The sequence below is a fragment of the Enterobacter cloacae complex sp. I1M genome (genome assembly GCF_014982425.1).
Lineage (GTDB): Bacteria > Pseudomonadota > Gammaproteobacteria > Enterobacterales > Enterobacteriaceae > Enterobacter > Enterobacter intestinihominis.
In genome coordinates this window covers 52,072-68,615 of record NZ_JADCLG010000041.1, presented here as the reverse complement: position 1 = coordinate 68,615, position 16,544 = coordinate 52,072, and the positions used below count along the sequence as shown (strand labels likewise).

The 16,544-nt window shown below is 54.5% G+C and carries 15 protein-coding genes; 7 read left to right on the top strand and 8 right to left on the bottom strand.

Annotated elements, in window-relative coordinates; genetic code table 11:
* Positions 1-10: 10 nt before the first annotated feature.
* Positions 11-2,479 (bottom strand): malto-oligosyltrehalose synthase, encoded by a 2,469-nt coding sequence (treY, locus tag INF86_RS20410; protein WP_063152202.1) that lies wholly within the window; start codon positions 2,477-2,479, stop codon positions 11-13.
* Positions 2,476-4,263, bottom strand: coding sequence for a malto-oligosyltrehalose trehalohydrolase (gene treZ / locus INF86_RS20405; protein WP_193543876.1), 1,788 nt, complete (start codon positions 4,261-4,263; stop codon positions 2,476-2,478). Before treZ ends, treY begins: the two co-directional genes overlap by 4 nt.
* A 131-nt stretch (positions 4,264-4,394) precedes the next feature.
* Between treZ and INF86_RS20400 the strand changes: the two genes are divergently transcribed.
* The 4 genes from INF86_RS20400 to INF86_RS20385 all read left to right on the top strand — a co-directional run bounded on the left by INF86_RS20400 (position 4,395) and on the right by INF86_RS20385 (position 7,913).
* Complete coding sequence (locus tag INF86_RS20400) at positions 4,395-4,922, top strand: GNAT family N-acetyltransferase (protein ID WP_022648161.1); 528 nt, start codon at positions 4,395-4,397, stop codon at positions 4,920-4,922.
* A gap of 111 nt (positions 4,923-5,033) precedes the next feature.
* A complete protein-coding gene (locus INF86_RS20395) occupies positions 5,034-5,918 on the top strand; it encodes an SDR family oxidoreductase (RefSeq protein ID WP_022648162.1) in 885 nt (294 codons plus the stop codon).
* Between the two features lie 107 nt (positions 5,919-6,025).
* Positions 6,026-7,003: an MBL fold metallo-hydrolase gene (locus tag INF86_RS20390; RefSeq protein ID WP_193543875.1), complete on the top strand. Its 978-nt coding sequence runs from the start codon at positions 6,026-6,028 to the stop codon at positions 7,001-7,003.
* A gap of 1 nt (position 7,004) precedes the next feature.
* A complete protein-coding gene (locus tag INF86_RS20385) occupies positions 7,005-7,913 on the top strand; it encodes a LysR family transcriptional regulator (RefSeq protein WP_045622684.1) in 909 nt (302 codons plus the stop codon).
* Here the strand turns inward: INF86_RS20385 and INF86_RS20380 are convergent.
* Positions 7,904-8,788, bottom strand: a complete 885-nt coding sequence (locus tag INF86_RS20380; RefSeq protein WP_045308132.1) for a LysR substrate-binding domain-containing protein — start codon at positions 8,786-8,788, stop codon at positions 7,904-7,906. The genes INF86_RS20385 and INF86_RS20380 overlap by 10 nt on opposite strands.
* Positions 8,789-8,899: 111 nt before the next feature.
* Here INF86_RS20380 and INF86_RS20375 point away from each other — a divergent pair, with 111 nt between their 5' ends.
* From INF86_RS20375 to INF86_RS20365, 3 genes are all read left to right on the top strand, one after another.
* Positions 8,900-10,381, top strand: coding sequence for a UbiD family decarboxylase (locus INF86_RS20375; protein ID WP_063200225.1), 1,482 nt, complete (start codon positions 8,900-8,902; stop codon positions 10,379-10,381).
* Positions 10,382-10,510: 129 nt separating this feature from the next.
* Positions 10,511-10,798: a VF530 family DNA-binding protein gene (locus INF86_RS20370; protein WP_022648167.1), complete on the top strand. Its 288-nt coding sequence runs from the start codon at positions 10,511-10,513 to the stop codon at positions 10,796-10,798.
* 7 nt (positions 10,799-10,805) lie between these two features.
* Positions 10,806-12,095 (top strand): glycoside hydrolase family 10 protein, encoded by a 1,290-nt coding sequence (locus INF86_RS20365; RefSeq protein ID WP_193543874.1) that lies wholly within the window; start codon positions 10,806-10,808, stop codon positions 12,093-12,095.
* Positions 12,096-12,134: 39 nt separating this feature from the next.
* Here INF86_RS20365 and dsbG read toward each other — a convergent pair whose 3' ends face one another.
* From dsbG to INF86_RS20340, 5 genes are all read right to left on the bottom strand, one after another.
* The gene (dsbG, locus tag INF86_RS20360; RefSeq protein ID WP_022648169.1) at positions 12,135-12,911 is read right to left on the bottom strand and encodes a thiol:disulfide interchange protein DsbG; all 777 of its coding nucleotides are present in this window, start codon (positions 12,909-12,911) and stop codon (positions 12,135-12,137) included.
* Between the two features lie 41 nt (positions 12,912-12,952).
* Positions 12,953-13,510, bottom strand: coding sequence for an RNA polymerase sigma factor (locus INF86_RS20355; protein WP_023300150.1), 558 nt, complete (start codon positions 13,508-13,510; stop codon positions 12,953-12,955).
* 5 nt (positions 13,511-13,515) lie between these two features.
* Complete coding sequence (locus tag INF86_RS20350) at positions 13,516-13,929, bottom strand: hypothetical protein (protein ID WP_045622692.1); 414 nt, start codon at positions 13,927-13,929, stop codon at positions 13,516-13,518.
* Between the two features lie 195 nt (positions 13,930-14,124).
* Positions 14,125-15,102 carry an HNH endonuclease gene (locus tag INF86_RS20345; protein ID WP_023330142.1) on the bottom strand — a complete coding sequence of 326 codons (978 nt, stop codon included), beginning with the start codon at positions 15,100-15,102 and terminating at the stop codon, positions 14,125-14,127.
* Entirely contained in the window at positions 15,059-16,189 is a 1,131-nt protein-coding gene (locus tag INF86_RS20340; RefSeq protein ID WP_171935916.1) for a DNA cytosine methyltransferase, read from the bottom strand. Before INF86_RS20340 ends, INF86_RS20345 begins: the two co-directional genes overlap by 44 nt.
* Positions 16,190-16,544 lie beyond the last annotated feature (355 nt).

Here is a 16,544-nt window from a genome sequence, read left to right as displayed (position 1 = left end):
TTCTCCTCGATTATTCGCAGGTAAGCAGAACCAACAAACATCCCTTTTCAGACGTTAAATCCAGCGTCTCTGGCAGAAGGCGACGCTCACCGGTAAACAGATCCCGGTAGTGCTTCCCGGCCAGCGCCTGGGGTATGGCCACGGTAGTATTGGCCCACAGCATCGCATTATCGGTGACGTCAAACACCAGGCGCGGCACGGCGACGATCAGCGCCTCGTCATCTTTGATGCGGGCATAAACGATCAGATTCTCCTCCCGCTCGCCGGTTACCTTCAGCGGCAGCCAGTCGCCGTAGCGGAAAAGCGCGGGGTAATGTGGCCGAAGCCGTAACAGCGTGGTGGTGACGTACTGCTTCACGCTGCCGTCTCGCCAGCGTTGCGCATCGTTAAAAACGGTGCCATCCGCTACGCTGAGGTTTTCCGCCAGTGCGGCGAAATCCGGTTCGCGGCGGTTATCCGGGTCGACGAGGCTGAAGTTAAGCCCCTCGCTGCCCTGGTAGATGTCCGGTACGCCAGGCGCAGTCAGTTTGATCACCGTCTGGCTCAGGCTGTTCATTAACCCAGCCCGAATAAACGGCTGGAGTGCGGCACTGAAATCACGCAGGAACAGGGTGTTATCCGGGGAAAGCAGATGGCGCACGTAGTCCAGGACCACGCTCTCGTAACCTTCGTTGCTGTCGATCCAGTCGGTACGCTGCTTGGCCTCGCGCAGGGCTTTCTCGATAAAGCCGAGGAAACGCTCTTCCAGTGACTTAAGGCCATCACGATCCTCAGGCGACAGGGTTGCTGGCCAGACGCCCGCCAGCGCCTGGAAGATCATCCAGGTGTCGGCGGCGTTCGGCGCGGTGCCATCGTTGAGGAATCGGACCTGCGTCTGGTTCATCTGCCGCCAGCGCGCCAGATTTTCTCCCCACAGATCTGGCGCTTCCGTCAGCGTATACAGACGAGCTCGTGCATCCTCGCCGCGTTTGGTGTCGTGGGTGGAAGTTCCCAGCAGCGCATCGGGCTGGCGGGCAAGTCGAATGCGCATCTCCTGATGAAAACGGGAAAGTGAAAACGCGCGCGGCGTCGGGTCGGCGCCGACTTCGTTCAGGGCCAGCTCCAGGTTATGGCGGAAGAACAGCGTATCCTCTACCGATTTCGCCATCAGCGGCCCGGTCAGCTGCTGAAAACGGGTGCGGAAAAGCGAGGCCAGCGCGTGGTCATGTTCCGGCAGATCGCCGGAAAGAATACGCACAATCAGACTCAGAGCGGGTTCAGAGGTGTTGACGCTGGCGACCACGCGGCTGAGCAGCGCCACATCCGGTGACGTCAGCCCCTCAGCGGTGCCGTAGGTGCGATACACCGGAAACGCGATAAGCAGCTCGCGCAGGGCATGGCGGATATCCTCATGCTCCACTTCGGCACCGTTATGCCCGGCCAGCTCGCTGGCTATTTTGAGCAGCGTGGTAAATTCACCTTCAAAATTACGATCGGTCATCAGGCCTTTGGCGTTGCGAAGTTCCGCCTGCCTGTCAACGGTCATACCCAGCGTCTCGTCGTAGAGCGTCTCCAGCCGCGAGAGGTTGGTATCATCCACCAGCACTTCCGCCAGGGAGGCGATAAACTCATAGCCCGTAGTACCTGAGATGGGCCACTCCGGAGGAAGCTGTTCCCCTTTGGCGAGGATCTTCTCTACCGTGATGTAGCAATCCGGTCCGGTCGCCGCACGCAGTCGCTGCAAATAGCCCAGCGGATCGGCAAGCCCGTCCACATGGTCAATGCGCAGGCCGTCGACAACCCCGGCGTGGACAAGCTCAAGGATCAGGCGGTGCGTGTCTGCGAATACCGCCTCATCCTCTACCCGCACGCCGACCAGCCCGGTGATTTCAAAAAAGCGCCGCCATGAAAGCTGTTTCGGCGCTTCCCGCCAGGACATCAGCCGCCAGCTTTGCGCCTCGTGGATCTCAGCGATACTCTTGCCTTCGGCATACGTGCCGGGATTAAGCGGATAGGCGGTATCATAGTAAACCAACGCCGCGCTGTCGGTGACACTGTCACGTTTCAGGGTGATAGCCCCCCGCTCCAGCTCGGCTTCAAAGGTGTCGCCAAGAAACGGCAACGTCAGGGGTCGGGACCAGTCGATATCAAAATATGCCGCATAGCGGCTCTGCCGACCATGCTCGATAACATCGCGCCACCAGCGGTTTTCCAGCGAGGTCGACATATGGTTAGGAACGATATCCAGAATCAGCCCCATCCCCGCCTGTTTCAGCGCTGCCGCCATGCGGTCAAACCCTTCCCGCCCGCCAATCGCCGGGTCGATTTCGTTGGGGTCGGTCACGTCATAGCCGTGGGTGGAATCCGTGGTTGCGGTGAAAACAGGCGACGCGTAAAGATGGCTAATTCCGAGGTCTTTCATATACGGAATCAGGTCTACCACGCGATCGAAGGTCATGCCGTTGCGAAACTGAATTCGGTAAGTAGAGGAAGGGATCATAGCGCTGCTTCTCCATCAGCAAAGCGAACAACAATACTGTTCGGCGGCAGGTTTTCGACTGCCTCCGGCCAGCTAAAGATCGTTTTTCCGGGCAGGTCCGGTAAGGCGAGGGGCTTTTTGCCGATATTCAGCGCCAGCGACAGCGTACCGGACGGAAAACGCCAGCTCACGGCAACCATGCCGAGCGCCGTTTGCAGGACGTTACCCTCCACGGCGCCCCGCTGTTTCAGTAACGGGACGATAAAGCGTTGACGCAGCGCAATCAGTTCGCGCGTAACGTGCAGCCACGCCCTGCCTTCCTCTGTGTCTGCCTTGTTCCAGTCAAGCTTCGACCGCATAAAGGTATTTACGTCATTGGGATCCGGTACGGTTTCATCGTGCCCGGCATGGCCGGTAAACTCTTTCGCGCGCCCCTCCCGCACGGCTTTCGCCAGGTCGCCGTGGAAGTCGGTGAAAAAGAGGAACGGATGCGTTTCGCCATACTCCTCACCCATAAACAGCAGCGGGATATGTGGCGACAGGAGCAGCGCCGCGAACAGCACGCGCGTTTTCTCCGCCCCAGCCAGAGAGATAAGCCTCTCCCCCTGGGCACGGTTGCCGACCTGGTCGTGATTCTGAATAAAATCGACAAAAAACTGCGGTGGTTGCTCGCGACACTCTACCCCGCGCGATTTCCCGGTCTGAAGCGAGATTTCCCCCTGGTAGACAAAGCCCTCTGCCAGCGCCCGCGCCAGCTTTTTCTCCGGCTCAAAGGCAAAATCCTGATAATAGGCGTGTGATTCCCCGGTCGCGAAGACATGCGCGGCGTTGTGAAAATCATCATTCCATTCGGCGGTGAAAAGCGGCGTCTGACCATGCTCATCGCGCGGATGCAGGAAAATCACGTTGCGACTGTCTTCGGTGGTCAGATGGATATGCCGATCCGGAAAGGCGTCGCGGATCCGTTGCGCTATCTCGGGAAGAATATGGGTCTCAGCGTTGTCATGGATCTGGTCGATGGCGTCGAAGCGCAGACCGTCAAGATGATACTCCGAGAGCCAGAATAACGGCGCCTCAGCGATGTATTGCCGGACGGCTCCAACTTCATAGGCAATACCGTTGCCCCACGGGGTCATACGATCCTGATGGAAAAACGCCGGTGAGAGCAACGGCAGGTAGTTCCCTTCCGGGCCAAAGTGGTTGAGTACAATATCCAGCACCACGGAAAGCCCGAGCGCGTGGGCGGCATCGATGAAGGCATGAAAATCATCCGGTGTGCCATAAGCTGAGTGCGGGGCATACAGCAGTACGCCATCATACCCCCATCCGCGCGCGCCCCCGAACTGGGACACGGGCATCACTTCCAGTTGCGTAATACCCAGTTCGGCCAGATAAGGCAATTTATCGATGGCCGCCCTGAAGGTTCCTTCCCCGGTGAAGGTGCCGATATGCATCTCGTAGATCACCGTCTCTTCCCATGGCCGCCCTTGCCATTCCCGCTGTGCGGGCAGGTTGTGACGCGGGTCGATTACCACCGACGGGCCGTTGACGTCAGCCTGTTGCGCGCGCGAGGCCGGATCCGGCACCGCCATTCCATCCTGTAAAACAAACTGATACGGCGTACCGTGTCTGACGCCGGGCACGTCAACCTGAAACCAGCCGTCGCCCACCGCCGCCATCGGAATGTCGGTGTCGGTTAAACGCAACGTGAGATCTTTCTGCCCTTCTGCCCAGACGCGAAAACGTACAACGTCATCGGAAATAAACTCAGCACCCCAGTGCCTGCGACATGTTCTGAATTCCATTCATTGTCCTCGAATGACCACATTTTACGCGGAACGAAATACAAGCTTAGACCAGGATGAACAGAGTGTTATGCCAGCAGGGTATGCCGCTTCGTCTATTATCTATTTATAACTCCCACTTAAGGAATACTATGCATATTCGAAAAGGATTAAGCACCGACCTCGCCCGTCTTGAATGTTGTGATTTTTCTTTTACGGTCGATGAGATTGCCAGAGAGCCTTTTCTCAATGGTGATTTGCATATCGAGGCGCTAACCGATCCTTATCATAAAACCTATGAACTGGATCTCCAGACGCTGGAAAATCATTGCGTTAATCCCGATTCAATATTTCTTATCGCCGAAACGGATGACGGTGAAATCGCCGGTTTTATAACCGCGTCCTGCAACTGGAATAAATTTATTTCGGTGGATTACATTGCCGTGGAGCGTTCGAAACGCCGAACGGGCGCGGCGCACAAGCTGATGTCTGCCACCCACGTCTGGGCGCGAAGCCTCAACGCGCCCGGTTTACGGCTGGAGACGCAGAACGTTAATGTTTCTGCCTGCCTTTTCTATCGTCACTATGGGTTTATTCTGGGCGGTTACGATCGTTACCTTTACAACGCCCTGCCGGAAAAAGATGAGGTCGCCCTTTTCTGGTATTACATGCTGGCTTGAGAAAATATTTTATATCCGCCACTGGAATATAGATTTGTCTGAATTTGTCAATTTTGCCCGCTTACGTTTAATTAACGACTAATCTTGGAATTCACTATTAAGGAGGCCGGTATGTCTACAGGAAATAATCACACGCTGCATTACCCTCGTCCACCGTTTGCAGAACAACCGCAAAGGGCTCCCGGGCTGGCATCGGAAATGAAGCCAATACCGGATCATGGTGAAACAAGTTATATCGGGTCAGGAAAACTGGCAGGAAAAAAAGCGCTGATTACCGGCGGTGATTCCGGCATAGGTCGCGCGGTAGCCATCGCCTATGCCCGTGAAGGTGCAGATGTCGCTATTGGCTATCTGCCGGAAGAGGAGTCCGATGCGGCATCGGTCATTGCGCTGATTCAGGCCGAAGGCCGTAAAGCGGTCGCCATTCCCGGCGACATTCGCGTGGAGTCCTTCTGCGACACGCTGGTGGAAAAAGCCGTTGCCGAACTGGGCGGCCTGGATATTCTGGTGAATAACGCCGGACGCCAGCAGTACTGTGAATCTATCGACGATCTCACCACGGCAGATTTTGACGCGACGTTTAAAACCAACGTCTATGCCCCCTTCTGGATCACCAAAGCTGCGCTGCGCCATTTGCAGGAAGGTGCCGTGATCATCAACACCACTTCCGTTCAGGCGTTTAAACCGAGCGCGATCCTGGTGGACTATGCGCAGACCAAAGCCTGTAACGTGGCCTTTACCAAGTCTCTGGCCCAGCAGCTTGGGCCGCGTGGCATTCGGGTGAATGCCGTCGCGCCAGGTCCATACTGGACGCCTCTTCAGTCCAGCGGCGGTCAGCCTCAGTCTAAAGTTCAGAAGTTCGGGGAAGATACGCCCCTGGGGAGACCGGGTCAGCCGGTTGAAATCGCACCGCTGTATGTGCTGTTTGCCTCCGATTCCTGCTCATACGCTTCCGGGCAAGTGTGGTGCTCTGACGGCGGTACCGGCGTGCTGTAAAGCATCCTCTCAGACCTATCCATTTCATGGATAGGTCACATTCACTCCCCTGCTGTTCTCAAAAATCGCAGTTGAACTATGATGAACTTACTATTAAGGAGCCCATCATGTTTACTGTGAAAAAACTTGCGATATCAACCCTGTTGACCGGTTCAGTTTTATTCTTTCCAGCGATCCACGCGGTGGCCAGCGTTCCGCAGCATGTGGTGAAACAGCAGGCTGGCGGCTACAGCGTTCAGGTTGGCGACAGGATTATCACCGCCTTTACGGACGGCAGCGTGCCGCAGGATCTGCACGCCTTACTGCGCCGGACGACGGCGGAAAATACCGATGCGTTACTGGCCAAAAACTTCCAGGCCAATCCGGTGGAAGCATCGATTAACGCGTTTTATATCGCCTTGCCCGGTCACAAAATCCTGGTGGATACCGGTTCCGGTCAGCTCTTTGGCCCCGGCAAAGGCGGGCGGCTGATTGAAAGCCTGGCGACCCAGGGCATCAAACCCGAAGATATTACCGATGTTCTAATCACCCATGCGCACTCCGATCACGCCGGTGGTCTGGTCAAAGACGGTCAGCGCGTGTTTACCCACGCGCAGGTCTATGTCGGCAAACCGGATATCGATTTCTTCTTTAACGACGAGAACCAGAAAAAGTCTGGCTATGACCAGAACTACTTCGATGTCGCGCACAAGACATTAAAGCCTTATCTGGATGCCGGAAAAGTGAAGACTTTCTCAGGCACCGAACAGCTTCTGCCGGGCATCAGCGGTACGGTTCACCCGGGCCACACCCCAGGTTCCGCGTTTTACACGCTGGAGAGCAAAGCTGAAAAAATTACCTTTGTCGGCGACATCATCCACGTCGCCGCAGTTCAGTTCCCGCAGCCCAACGTGACGATTGCTTACGATGAGGATCAGGACGGCGCCGCCCGGGTGCGCAACGCAGCTTTCGCTGAGTTTGTGAAAAACAAAGATCTGATTGCGGCTCCGCATCTGCCTTTCCCCGGGATCGGCTATGTGACGAAAGGTGAGCGGGAAGGCTACGCGTGGGTCCCGGTGACCTATACCAACCGTGACGCAAAATAAGATGTCCCCCTCCGATATGGATATGGACCTGATCCTGACGCTGGATGCGTTACTCAGGGACCAGAATATCACCCATGCGGCCGCGCGGCTGGGCATCAGCCAGCCAGCAATGTCTGCCCGCCTGGCACGCCTGCGCGTGTTGTTTGGTGAGCCGCTGTTTGTCCCTTCGCCACACGGACGTGGGGTGTTACCGACGCCGCGCGCCGAAGCGTTAAGGCCGCAGGTCGCGACGGTTTTGCAGGGCATAGCGGCGATGCTTGAACCCACCACGTTCAACGCGCAGAACAGCAACCGCACCTTTGTTATTGCCCTGCACGAAAACCCGGCGCTAATGCTGGGGGCAGAGTTGCAGAATCAGATTAGCAGTGCGGCACCAGGTATCCGCCTGCGTTTTGCGCTCCCGGAAACCCAGCTGCTGTCAGCGCAGATGGAAAATGGCGATGTGGATATTTATATCGGCGTTAACGCGGGGGCGCACGATGCATGGGTCAGACGCAAACTGTTTGACGATGAATATGCCACAGCCCAGCGGAAAGGCCATCCGCGCGGTACGGGGCCGGTGGATCTGGAAAGCTATTGTAGTCTTTCACACCTGGTGGTTTCATCCGAGGGCGACCCGTTCGCGGGCTTTGTCGATCAGCATCTGGCGGGGCTTGGCCACCAGCGTAACGTGGTGATGTCGACGCAAAGCTATGCGATGGCGCCTGCGATTGTTGCCGGTACCGATTTACTCTGCACCCTACCCAGGCGCATGTTGCTACGCTTTACGCAAACGCTTGATATTTTTCCGCCGCCGCTGGATCTCCCGCCGATCGTCATTGGTATGTACTGGCATCCGAAAAACAGTCAGGATCCGGCTAACCGCTGGCTACGTGAACAGCTTCTTCAGGCCGCCGGACGTCAGGTATGATCGAGGATACTCAGCAATTTTTTCAGGACCTCAGAGCGAATAATCCGGTGGCAAACCAGCGTCAGCTCGCTCTCCCGGAGTCGGTCAAGAATATCCACAAAGACGACGTTTTGTACGCATATCGCCTTCGCTGAAGCTGGCAGCATGGCGATGCCAAACCCTGCCGAGACGAGGCTTATCACCGTGGGGACATCGGTGGCATTTTGCACAACGTCAGGCTGTATGCCCGCGCTGTGGCAGGCATCATAGAAATATTGCTCCAGCCCCATCCCCTCCGGGTCGCGCAGGGCGATCCACTTCTCCTCTTTCACCGACGCAAGCGTCAGCGCGGCGGAGCCCGCCAGACTGTGTTGACGAGGTAAGGCCAGCACGGCTTTTTCCGTTGTAAAAGGACGGCTTTGCAGATCGTCAGGCAGCAGCGGTAACGGGGCACGAATAATGGCCACATCCAGCTGGTTGCTTTGCACGCCGGTATAAAGGGTTTGCACGTTTCCCGTCATCATGGAAAGGCTGATGGCTGGCCATTTCTCATGTAAAAGCCGCAGCGCGTCGGGCAGCTTACTGTCGAATATCGCACTTGAAACGCATCCGAGATTCAGCACACCCTGTTCCCCTCTGGCCGTCTGTCTGGCATCCAGAATCGCCTGATCGGTCATAAAAATCGCCACTCTGGCTTTACTGAGAAACGCCTCACCGGCTGGCGTCAGCGTCAGGCGACGATTCGCCCGGCTAAAGAGCACTACCCCCAGACGATCTTCAAGCGTTTTGATTTGCTGGCTTAGTGCCGGTTGCGCCATGTTAAGGCGCTCCGCCGCACGATGCATGTGAAGCTCTTCCGCCACCACGATAAAATTGCGCATCAGTCGAAACTGCATACTGTGCCTTCATTATTGATAATAAAATTCATATTAAAATAGCATGAATGATGCAATTGATAGCCTTCTTCGTCCGGTTAAGAATGGATGCAATCATCCGAGGGGGAAAATATGGAAAACCACATCAACGATCTCAGAAGTGCTATCGAACTGCTCAAACGCCATGAAGGTCAATACCTTGAAACCAACCATCCGGTCGATCCTGACGCGGAGCTGGCGGGTGTGTACCGGCATATTGGTGCTGGCGGCACGGTAAAACGTCCGACGCGCATCGGCCCGGCCATGATGTTTAACGCTATTAAGGGGTATCCCGACTCCCGTATTCTGGTCGGTATGCACGCCAGCCGCGAGCGGGCGGCGCTCCTGTTGGGCTGCGAGCCCTCTGAACTGGCAAAACATGTCGGCCAGGCGGTGAAAAACCCGATTGCTCCCGTTGTCGTCCCGGCGGCCCAGGCGCCGTGTCAGGAGCAGGTGTTTTATGCCGACGATCCGGACTTCGATCTGCGTAAATTGCTTCCGGCACCGACCAACACGCCGATAGATGCCGGTCCGTTCTTCTGTCTGGGGCTGGTGCTGGCAAGCGATCCGGAAGACGCCTCGCTGACCGATGTCACTATTCACCGTCTTTGCGTTCAGGAGCGCGATGAGCTCTCCATGTTCCTTGCCGCGGGCCGCCATATTGAAGTGTTCCGTAAGAAAGCCGAAGAGGCGGGCAAACCCTTGCCGGTCACGATCAATATGGGTCTCGATCCCGCTATCTATATTGGCGCCTGTTTCGAAGCCCCTACCACGCCCTTCGGCTACAACGAGCTGGGTGTCGCCGGCGCGTTACGTCAGGCCCCCGTCGAGCTGGTGCAGGGTGTGGCCGTACAGGAAAAAGCGATTGCGCGTGCGGAAATAATCATCGAAGGCGAACTGCTGCCGGGCGTGCGCGTAGAAGAAGATCAGCATACCCACACCGGGCACGCGATGCCGGAATTTCCTGGCTACTGTGGGGAGGCTAACCCCTCCTTACCGGTAATCAAAGTGAAGGCCGTCACGATGCGTCATCAGGCGATCCTGCAAACCCTGGTAGGACCGGGCGAAGAGCACACCACGCTGGCCGGTTTGCCAACGGAGGCCAGCATCCGGAATGCGGTGGAAGAAGCCATCCCCGGTTTCCTACAAAACGTCTATGCGCATACCGCTGGCGGGGGCAAATTCCTTGGGGTATTGCAGGTTAAAAAACGGCAGCCTTCTGACGAAGGGCGTCAGGGTCAGGCGGCCCTCATCGCGTTAGCCACCTATTCCGAGCTTAAAAATATTATTCTCGTCGACGAAGACGTGGATATTTTCGACAGCGACGACATTTTGTGGGCGATGACGACCCGTATGCAGGGCGATGTCAGCATCACCCATCTGCCGGGGATCCGCGGTCACCAGCTCGATCCGTCTCAGGCACCGGATTACAGTCCCTCCATTCGTGGCAACGGGATCACCTGCAAAACGATTTTCGACTGTACGGTGCCCTGGGCGCTGAAGTCCCGCTTTGAGCGTGCACCCTTTATGGAGGTAGACCCGACGCCGTGGGCACCTGAACTGTTTAAAAAATAGTATTAACCGGAAATCCTCTTCACCCTTTACGGGTGAAGAACCTCACGCTGAAATTGCCGCGTCCCCTGCTTTCTTGTAACCTTTGAGCGTTTATCACATCCCCATAAAAAATGAGACTACCGGACGCCTATGACAGCACCTATTTCCAACGATCCTTTGCATGGCGTAACGCTTGAAATGCAGGTTAACGCGCTGGTTGCGCGATATGGCTGGAATGAACTGGGCAACCGAATCAAAATCAACTGTTTTCGCAAGGACCCGAGTGTTAAATCGAGTCTGAAGTTCCTGCGCCGGACCCCATGGGCGCGGGCGGAAGTTGAAGCCCTCTACCTCGACTCCCTTCACGATGACGGTAACGAGGAACAGGACGAACCGGCGTTTAATCCCTGGACGGATGGCCGGACACCCAGGAGCTAACACGCAAATGATGCGACACGTAAAACGGACTGGCGCGCTGCTTGGCTGCGCGCTTTTACTGGTAAGTTGCACTTCCAAACCACCCAAATCACTCGTTACCCCGCTGCCGCAGGCGAAACCTGTACAGCAGACTAACGAACCCATGCGCGGGATCTGGCTGGCGACCGTCTCCCGTCTCGACTGGCCCCCCGTGTCATCGGTGAATGGCCGCAGCGCGGACCAGCGTATCGCCCAGCAACAGAAGGCGCTGACGGACAAGCTCGATAAGCTGAAAAAGCTTGGGATCAACACCGTCTTCTTTCAGGTAAAACCGGACAGTACGGCGCTGTGGGCCTCTGAAATACTGCCGTGGTCAGATACCCTGACCGGGACTATCGGGGAAGACCCCGGTTACGATCCGCTCCAGTTTATGCTGGATGAAGCGCACAAGCGCGGGATGAAGGTTCACGCCTGGTTCAACCCTTACCGCGTCTCCACCAACACGAAGCCGTCGATTATCGCCGCGCTTAACCGTACCTCGTCGCTTCATCCCTCCAGCGTCTACGTCCAGCATCCGGAGTGGATCCGCACCTCCGGGGATCGTTTTGTTCTCGACCCGGGCATTCCCGAGGTGCGGGACTGGATAACCCAGGTGGTGATGGAAGTGGTGAATCGCTACCCTGTCGACGGCGTTCAGTTCGATGACTATTTTTACACCGAGACGCCGGGCTCAACCCTGAACGATGCCTGGACCTTCAGGCGCTACGGCGAGGGATTTGCGTCGAAAGCTGACTGGCGTCGGCACAATACGCAGCAGCTGATTGTGCAGGTATCAAGGGCGATCAAGCAGGCAAAGCCTGAGGTTGAATTTGGCGTCAGCCCGGCGGGAGTCTGGCGCAACCGCTCCTTCGACCCGGCAGGATCGGACACGCGCGGTGCCGCAGCCTACGATGAATCCTACGCCGATACGCGAAAATGGGTACAGCAGGGTTTACTGGATTACATTGCGCCGCAGATCTACTGGCCCTTCGCCCGCGACGCGGCACGATACGATGTGCTGACAAAATGGTGGGCTGACGTGGTGAAACCGACCCATACCCGCCTGTATATCGGGATCGCGTTCTACAAAGTGGGCGCGCCTTCCAGAAACGAACCGGACTGGACGGTGAACGGCGGCGTACCGGAGCTGAAAAAACAGCTCGACCTCAACGATTCACTGCCAGACGTAAAAGGCACCATCCTGTTCCGTGAAGACTATCTTAACCAGCCGCAGACGCAGGAAGCCGTAAATTACCTCCGGGGGCGCTGGGGTAGTTGACTGAAAAAAGGCAGAAACGTCCTGTTTCTGCCTTTTTTTTTACGGCTTCGGCCCGAACATCGCCTCAAGCTGTTTTGCGTCTGGCATGCCCACGACCTGCTGCAGTTCGTTTTGCTCATTCAGGTAATAAATAGCCGGTGTGGCATTTGCGCCGAGACTGTCCATAAGCGTCTGGTGATTTTGCAGGATCTCAACGGTTTCCCGTGAAGCCGCCCCTTCAGGTTTAGGCAGCTTTTTACCGCCGGACAGCTCGTACTCTTTCCAGGCCGACACCGGATCTTTGGCATTCAGGATCGCAGAGGCGTTACGCCCGCTGTTCGGGTTAAGAAACGCAACCAGCAGCGTGTTGAGCTGGACCTTGCCGGCCTTCACCCACGGCTGCGCTTCAGCCCAGAACTGCTTGCAGTACGGGCAGAACGGGTCGGCAAAAACAAAGACTTTGCGCGGGGCGCTCTCCGCGCCCTCTTTCAGCGGATGCGCCGCATTGAGCTTTTTCCACATCTCGCGGCCCATCGGGGCGTAGATCTCTTTCTGGAAAAAGGCCTCGCTGAGGTTGGTTCCCTTCTCATCATACAGATAGCCAGACACCACGTGCTTTCCGTCAGGGGTCAGAAAGAGCGTCACGCCCATGTCCTGATACTGCCCCAGCCACGCTGGCGCGCCGCCGGGGGCATCAATTTTCTTAATGATTTTGATATCCTGCTGCTCACTGAAGTGCTTTACCACATCCGGAAGCGACTCCTCTGCCCTGACCAGCCCTGAAAACAGCAGAGCAGAGAGTAACAGCATCTTTTTCTTTGCTAACAGTTGAAGCATAACGACCCCTCTAGGATATTGTTTTTCAGAGTGGTCGAACTTTATTGCCCTGTCAACGCTTCATAAATATCCTTGAGGCGACTACGCAAAAATCGCACAGCTTTGTGTTTGCGGGATAATAACGCCTGCACGCTGTCGCCCGTTTCCTCCGCCAGCGCCTTCATGGTGTATCCCTCAAATTCCGTTTTTTCAAACACCTCGCGCTGTGGTGGCGGCAGTTCCGACAGGGCTTGCCCCAACTCTTCCCACAGCAGCATGTTGAGATACTCCTCCTCCGGCGTTTGCGGTACGCCGAATAACGTTTCTGCAATCTCCTGCTCCGGAAAGTCCTCATCATCTGCCGTCAGGTACCCCGGCAGTGAAACCTCATGCTTTTTTCGCGCCCGGTCGATCATCTCATTTCGCGCGGCGCGAAACAGCCAGGCGGCGACGTTCTCGACCGGTTGTTCCACTTTCATCAACTGCCAGGTCACTTCCTGAAGAATATCATCGACATCATCACGAACCGCAGTCCGTCCGCGAATGAAGGCTTTTAGCCGTGCGCGGCAGGCATTGAGTGCCGAGATCAGTAATGATTCCCCCGCGTCACCGGCTTTCATATCGCTCACTCGGCTTCCGGCGCTTTCGCAGCGTTATCATCTCGCTTCTCATCCCGGTCATCGTGCCACCGGCAATGACCATGACGCCCAAATCCCGCCCGACGCTGCTGAATGAAGGCTTCACGTTGTTCGGGGGTCATATTCATCCATTGTGCGTGCATACGACGGTGTGCACCGAACATACCTGGACGAAAACCCAGCCCACCGAAAAGAATGCGGCTCAGCAGCAGGATCCCCAGCGCCTGCCAGAAGCCAATGGCTTTAACCCCCAGGATGGCCGGGAGCAACGCGTTCCACAGGGACATGACCAGCAGGCCAAGCACCACGAACAGGACTGCGCCTATCACGATGCCCTTGTACATACGATGGCGGCCCAAACCACGCCCGTGACCTTTTCCGTGCATATCAAAATTTCTCATGTGTACCTCGTTTATGTTGAATGATTATGGTCTCTGATGAGGTAGACGGATGAGGAACAGAAATATTGCCGGGGAAAGATAAAATTTATGTGATAGCGGCTTTGTACGGATAACAGTAATGGCTGAAGGAGATCGTGCAGCGGCTGCATCGTTTTAACAGGAAGAAAAAGGCCGCGAAAGCGGCCATTTTAACGATTATTGAAGTAATTTAATTAATTCTTCTATCGGAATCTTTTTCCTGTGGACTTCGTCGTGACAGACATTACATAGAGTTATCAGGTTAGTAAGTGTGTTCTCACCACCATGGGCATGGTGTTCTATATGATGCAACTCAAGGAACGTCCTGGGGTCATTAGCCGTTTTTTTGCTATGCGACCAATGGCAGTTCCTACATGAATGGTTATCTCTCTCTAGAACACTTGCACGAACGGGATCAGGAATTTTACGATCATGAACTTCCGCCTGCCGGTCCTCTTCGAGTAGATAAGCTCCAACCTCTAACTCTGGACGACCAGAGTTTTTAGTAGCAATAGGCCAACCATCTTCTGTTCTTAATTCACGGGTTCTGCGAGCCCATTCTTTACTATCATTTGCAAGGTAACGCAGCTCTTCACCGGTAACAGGACGGCCTACATTTTTTCGAAGATAGGAAAGAATTTTATCTTTCGTTGAGATTTTGCTGCGGCGAAGAACGTTTGCTTCATTCCAACGAAGCGCAGCCTCTCTATCCTGATCCGTTGCCATCAAAGCATAAACGTCGGTTTTGAGGCACTTTGTAGATGTGATCTGGAGTTCTTCTATGGTGATTTCCTCCTGTTCGATCATCTCTTTAACTGTCGTTCCACTTAAAACTGACCAGCCAAACTGAACTCGCAACTCACGGATTCTGCGAGCATATTCACTTATACCTGCGACAACCATTAATTCATCACCGTGAATGATGGTTTTAGGGTATTTCAGCAAATATGCCAAGATGCGATCTCGTGCAGAATTGCAATTTTCCTCATTCAATAGAGAACTGCCTAAATCGCGTAACAAGTGGTTTGCTGGAACGAGTGTAAGCACCTGTTCTCTTAGGGAGTTCTCTAGCAACTTATGCTCAAAATTAGCAATTAGTGCTAAAAGTTGTTTACGCAGCGTTTCCGGTTCGCTCTTCTTCGATCTTCTCGCCATCTTTGATTCTGCATTCCATTAGATTGATAACATATGATGCAATTTTTTGAGCAAAAACAGGTGGAACAGCATTACCAATCTGGCGAGCAATTTCTGTTTTCGTGCCCTCAAATACAAAACTATCCGGAAAACTCATTAAACGCGCAGCTTCACGGTGCGTGATTGGACGGTGTTCTTCTGGGTGGAGATAGCGTCCTTTTTCCGGCTTAAAAAATTCTGTTCGAATAGTTACAGAAGGACGATCCCACCACAGACGGCCAAATAGGTCTGTACCGCCAGATGTTTTCTTTATCCAGCATGCGGGGGTAATATCAGGCCTGTTTTTTTGTAAGTCAAATCTGTTACCTCCTACCGGAACGGCACGGTAGCGCTCTTGCGATAGCGCGGTCGGATTTCTACCAAAATGAAGATCTAATGGAGGTTTCACATCCCGAATTTCTGTGCCTACTGGCTTAGGAAGATCACTGATGAAATCTTTTACCGTTAACCAGGCAGGGAGAACACCCGGTTTTTCCGGATTTTGATGAGACGGTGAAGGTGGGAACGTAGGAATTGTGTCGAGATTAAATCGTTGTTTCTTGATCCCAATGGCAATAGCACGCTTACGGGTCTGGGGAACGCCATAATCAGCAGTATTAAGCACGCAAGGATTCAGCAAAACAAACCCTATGCTCTCTGCTCGAGCCCAGATATCAGCGAACTCATCGCTCGATAGTAACCCTGGTACGTTTTCCATGACAAATACTGAAGCTGATGACCTTTCAATGATATCCATATAAGGCTCCCATAGTGCACGACGATGGTCGCCTTCGCGGTTTTTATTTAACAAGCTGAACCCCTGGCATGGAGGCCCACCGATGACGATGTCGGCCATTGGGATCGGGTTGTCAGCGATCCACTCGTCTATGTTCGCAACAATCCCATGATTACCAAAGTTTGCGTTATAAGTCTTTATCGCAGCTTTGTCATTATCAATTGCTAGAATGCTTTCGAAATGAGTGCCATTTGCATCTTTCATGAAGCCGCAGGACAGCCCACCAGCACCACAAAACAAATCGATGACCTTTAATTTATTGATTATACTCATTAAAACACATTCCCAATTTTGCCATGGTTTACTTTCTTCGAGTGTATCATAAGATATGGCTGTTTTTATGTACAGTATACGTTTACATCCTCACATTCACCCTTTCGCCCGCACTTTATGATTGACGTAGGCAACATCATCAAAATGCAGAAGATCTTAGATCATACGAAAATTGCACAAGCGATGGTCTTTGCACACTTCGCTCCTCAATACATGCAGGATGCGATTTCTCTTAACCCGTTGAAGGGTGCTAATGCTGGTAAGAGTGTCCACAGTGCGCCCACACAAGTCGCTTAATATGGCTTTTGACTGCCAGTAATAATACGTGAAGCCTTGTCTGGCGCGGGTTTCCAGT